Origin of the sequence: Mailhella massiliensis, from assembly GCF_020741395.1 — a bacterium.
Lineage (GTDB): Bacteria > Desulfobacterota > Desulfovibrionia > Desulfovibrionales > Desulfovibrionaceae > Mailhella > Mailhella massiliensis_A.
Genome location: NZ_DYZA01000146.1, coordinates 1 through 4,312 on the forward strand (window position 1 = coordinate 1; position 4,312 = coordinate 4,312).

A 4,312-nucleotide genomic window follows, 5' to 3' on the forward strand; every position below is an offset into this window, starting at 1 on the left:
CGAGAGTTATTCCGTCACGTTGCCGGAGAGGGCGGCGGCCTATTTCAATGTGCTTTCCGTAAGCCGCAGCCCGCTGGATATATTGCACATCTGCCGCGAGGTGGCACAAAGGGCGCTTGAGGAAACTTTTAATGGCATCCGTGAGGCGGGGCGGGTCTTTCAGGAGCGTGCGGGGAGGAGCGATACCCCCGTGCCCGCATGGGAAAGCCGCGTGCTTACCATAAGCGACATTATGGAAAAGCTCGTGCGGGAAGAGGGCAGGGAAAGGGTGGAGGAACGCCTTCGCGCCTTTGTCCGCAAGCTGCCCTGCGACAGGGATGAGCCGGAAAAGGGGCTGGCCGTGGCCGATTATCTGATTTCCCTGGCCGGGCTCAAGGGCCCTGCCGTCGTAGTGGGTTTTCTGCCCCCCTACTACCCGCAAAGGCTCAACACGAGGGCCTCGGCAAAGGAAAGAAGGCTGCGTTCCATCATGGAAGGCGTATGTGCCGACCTGGAAAGAAGCGTCGGGGAAATGAGACTGGTGGAATGTTTCAGCGGCATCATGGACTTGAGCTATATGGGGTTCCAGGGGCGGGAGGAAGAGCTTCGCAGTCTGGCGGACAATATGCCCGGATGGGGAAGCGTGTACGATCTTCCCATGAAGGAACTTCTTGCCCTCGATGTTCCCATTGCTTCCGTGGGGCCTGCGGGCAAAGATGCGCACAAGGATACGGAGCGCCTTGAGCTTTCGTACTCTCTGAAAGTCGCGCCCCGTATGCTGGAGCGCGTGATCCGGGAACTGGGAGAGCCCTGCGCCTGAGGGCGGTTAAACCGTACCTGCGGCGGAGGCCGTGGCTTAAAGGCTTTGCCGTCGGAGCTTCGGGCCCTTGTTATGTCCGCCGCCTGACAAGGTGAGGTGCCTTACTCCGGCAGCTGTGGCAAGAAGCGGGAAAGAGAAGCGTTTTCCTCTTCCCGGATTATCCCCGGAGTAAGACGGCGGAGCATTGTCTTTCGTCGGCGCGCAGGCCGCGTTACTTGAAGTCGGCGTGCGCATGGCGTATACTCGCTTCCGAATTTTTCCTTTTGTCCGCCCCACGGGCCCGGAGTTTTTTCATGTTTGAACTGTCATTTCACGGCAGGCCGTACCTCAAGGCCGACAATACGCTGCCTCTTTTCTTCATCGCCGGGCCGTGCGCCATAGAAAGCCGGGCCCATGCGCTGGAAGTGTCCGCCGCACTCAAGGAAATCTTCGCCGCCGCGGGCATTCCCTTTGTCTACAAGTCCAGCTTCGACAAGGCGAACCGCTCTTCCGGCGCAGGTTTCCGCGGCGTGGGCATGCAGGAAGGGCTCTCCATTCTTGCCGAAGTGCGGGAGAGCCGCGACATTCCTGTTCTGACGGATATCCATACCGCCGAACAGGCCGCGCCCGTGGCGGAAGTGGCGGATTACCTCCAGACGCCCGCCTTTCTCTGCCGCCAGACCGACCTTATCCTTGCGGCGGCCTCCACCATGAAGCCCGTAAACATCAAGAAGGGGCAGTTCCTTGCGCCGTGGGAGATGGAAAACGTGCTGAAGAAGGCGCGTTCCACGGGCAACGAGCGCATTACCCTCTGCGAGCGGGGCACGAGCTTCGGCTACGGCAACCTTGTGGTGGACATGCGCGGCCTTGAAATCATGAAGAAATTTGCCCCCGTGGTGTTCGATGCCACCCACTCCGTGCAGCTTCCCGGCGCGCAGGGCTCGTGCAGCGGCGGACAGAGGGAGTTTGTCCCCACGCTGGCGCGCGCGGCGGCTGCCGTAGGCGTGGCGGGAATATTCATGGAAGTGCACCCCGACCCGGACAAGGCCCCCTGCGACGGGCCGAACATGCTGGCCGTAAGGGAGCTTCCCGCCTTTCTTTCCCTCATCAAGGCCTTTGACGCCATTGCCAAGGAGAAACGGGCATGAGCATCGTCGCCGTCATTCCTTCCCGCTATGCGTCTACACGCCTGCCGGGCAAGCCCCTGGTGGATATCTGCGGCAAGCCCATGGTGCAGCGCGTATATGAGCGCGTGCGCGAGGTTTCCCTTTTTGATGAAGTCTTGGCGGCCACGGACGATGAGCGCATCGTGAAGGCCGTGGAGTCCTTCGGGGGCACGGCCGTGATGACGAGCCCCGACTGCGCCTCCGGTTCGGACAGGCTTATCGAGGTGGCGAAAGCCCATCCTGCGGATATCTATGTGAACATTCAGGGCGATGAGCCTCTTGTGGAGCCTTCCTCCATAGAAAAGCTGGCGCGGGCCATGCTGGAGGATGCGGATCTTCAAATGGCTACCCTCTGCTATCCCATAAGCGAGAAGCAGGCGCAGAACCCCAATCTTGTGAAAGTGGTGCGCGCCCACAACGGCAATGCCCTCTATTTCAGCCGCAGCCCCGTCCCCTTCCCGCGCGAGGGGGGGATTGCGCCTTCCTATTTCGGGCATCTCGGCATGTATGCCTATCGTCACGATTTTCTCATGGGCTTCGGTAATCTTCCCTATTCCCCTCTGGAAAATACGGAAAAGCTGGAGCAGCTGCGCGTGCTTCAGGCAGGAGTGGCTATCCGCGTCCTTGAAGTGAAGGCCGCAGGCCCGGGAGTGGATACGCCGGAAGACCTTGAGGAAGTGCGCCGCATTGTCATGCAGCAGGCCGGGAAGCAGCAATGAAGTATCTTGATGAAGCGCGGCAGGTTCTGCGCGATGAGGCGCAGGCCCTCCAGATTCTGGCCGACAGTCTTGGGGAGCACTTTGAAAAGACGGTGGACTGCCTTCTCGGCATCAAAGGGCGCATCGCCGTCACGGGCATGGGCAAAAGCGGGCATGTGGCGCGTAAGATTGCGGCCACCCTCGCTTCCACAGGGTCGCCTGCGTACTTCATCCATCCTGCGGAGGCCAGCCACGGCGACCTCGGCATGATGACGCCGGAGGACGCGGTAATCGCCATTTCCAATTCCGGCAACACGGCGGAGCTGACGGATATCGTGCTCTATGCCTCGCAGAACAACATGCCGCTTATTGCCATTACCAGGAATGCAGACAGTTTCCTCGGCAAGCACTGCGACTATCTTCTTCTTCAGCCGCAGCTGCATGAAGCCTGCCCTCTGGACTGTGCGCCCACCACGAGCACCACGGTGCAAATGGCTCTCGGCGACGCGCTGGCCATGTGCCTGCTCACGGCGCGGGGCTTCGGCAGGGAGGACTTCCGGCGCTTCCACCCCGGCGGTTCCCTGGGGCAGAAGCTTTCCCTGGTGCGCGACCTCATGCACACGGGCGGCGCCATGCCGCTTTTGCAGCTCGACGCGCCCATGATGAGCGTGCTTGCGGAAATGACGCGCAAGGGATTCGGCTGTGTAGGCGTGATGGACGGGGAGAAGCTGGTGGGCATTATTACCGACGGCGACCTGCGCCGCCACATGGGGCCGGACATTCTGGAAAGCTCCGCCCGCGACCTCATGACCAGAAATCCCGTCTGTGTCGATGCCGATGCGTTGAGCGCCAAGGCCCAGGGCATTATGGAAGAAAAGAAGATCACCTGTGTCTTCATTGTGGATGAGGAGCATCGCCCCCTCGGCATCCTGAGCATGCACGATATATTGTAATGGGGCTCACATGGAAGAAAAAAGCGCTCCCTGCGGAAAGGCGGGAGCGCTTTTTAATGCTAGTCATGAAAGGGTTCTGAACCTAGAACTTCCACTGAAGCTGGATGGTTCCGGAAACGCCCTCACGCTTGCCCACATAGCCCTGCACGCCGAGGTCGAGGCTGACGGGGATGCTGGCCGAGGGGGTGAGGGTTATGCCGAGTTCGCCCATGCCGGTGCTGCCCTTGAAGTCCGGCCTGTCAATGTCAAAACCGTTGGTGGTGGCTTCGGCCTTGCCGTCGAACTCATATTCCCATGCCGCGCCGATGTAGGGGCGCACGTATTCGTTGGCGTTGCAGGCAAGGCGGGCGCCGAGGCGCAGACGGTGGGAGTCCACACTGTCGAAGTGCATGCGTTCGCCGGTGGAAAGGTGCAGGCTGTCGCTGTCCTGATGGGTCCACAGGTACTTGGCATACAGGTCAAGATCCGCCTTGTCGCTGAAGTTCCAGACATAGCCTGCGCCCACATGCAGGCCGTAATAGGCGCTGTCGCTGTCGTAGGAGGCCCTGCGGCCGAAGGCGTCGCGCATGTCGTCGTTGTCGTAGTCGTTGTTCAATACGCCGAGGCGTGCACTTGCTTCTGCATAGAAGTGGCCGGGGCCTGTTTCGGCAAAGTCCATGCGGGCCAGAACACCGCCGCCCGCATACCAGGCGTCGCCGTCGCCCTTGACCGTGGCCG

5 protein-coding genes are annotated in these 4,312 nt (G+C 60.9%); 4 read left to right on the forward strand and 1 reads right to left on the reverse strand.

Translation table 11 applies throughout. The features are described 5' to 3' along the window. The 4 genes from K8W16_RS07320 to K8W16_RS07335 all read left to right on the forward strand — a co-directional run. On the forward strand, window positions 1-799 hold a 799-nt coding region (locus tag K8W16_RS07320), incomplete at its 5' end, for a hypothetical protein (RefSeq protein WP_304122499.1). Window positions 800-1,092: 293 nt separating this feature from the next. Then, entirely contained in the window at window positions 1,093-1,926 is an 834-nt protein-coding gene (gene kdsA, locus K8W16_RS07325) for a 3-deoxy-8-phosphooctulonate synthase (RefSeq protein WP_304122500.1), read from the forward strand. Continuing rightward, the gene (gene kdsB, locus K8W16_RS07330) at window positions 1,923-2,663 is read left to right on the forward strand and encodes a 3-deoxy-manno-octulosonate cytidylyltransferase (protein WP_304122501.1); all 741 of its coding nucleotides are present in this window, start codon (window positions 1,923-1,925) and stop codon (window positions 2,661-2,663) included. Before kdsA ends, kdsB begins: the two co-directional genes overlap by 4 nt. Next, window positions 2,660-3,595 (forward strand): SIS domain-containing protein, encoded by a 936-nt coding sequence (locus K8W16_RS07335; RefSeq protein ID WP_304122502.1) that lies wholly within the window; start codon window positions 2,660-2,662, stop codon window positions 3,593-3,595. The genes kdsB and K8W16_RS07335 overlap by 4 nt, the downstream gene beginning before the upstream one ends. Window positions 3,596-3,677: 82 nt before the next feature. Here the strand turns inward: K8W16_RS07335 and K8W16_RS07340 are convergent. Continuing rightward, the coding region (locus K8W16_RS07340) for an autotransporter outer membrane beta-barrel domain-containing protein (protein ID WP_304122503.1) at window positions 3,678-4,312 on the reverse strand (635 nt) is incomplete at its 5' end.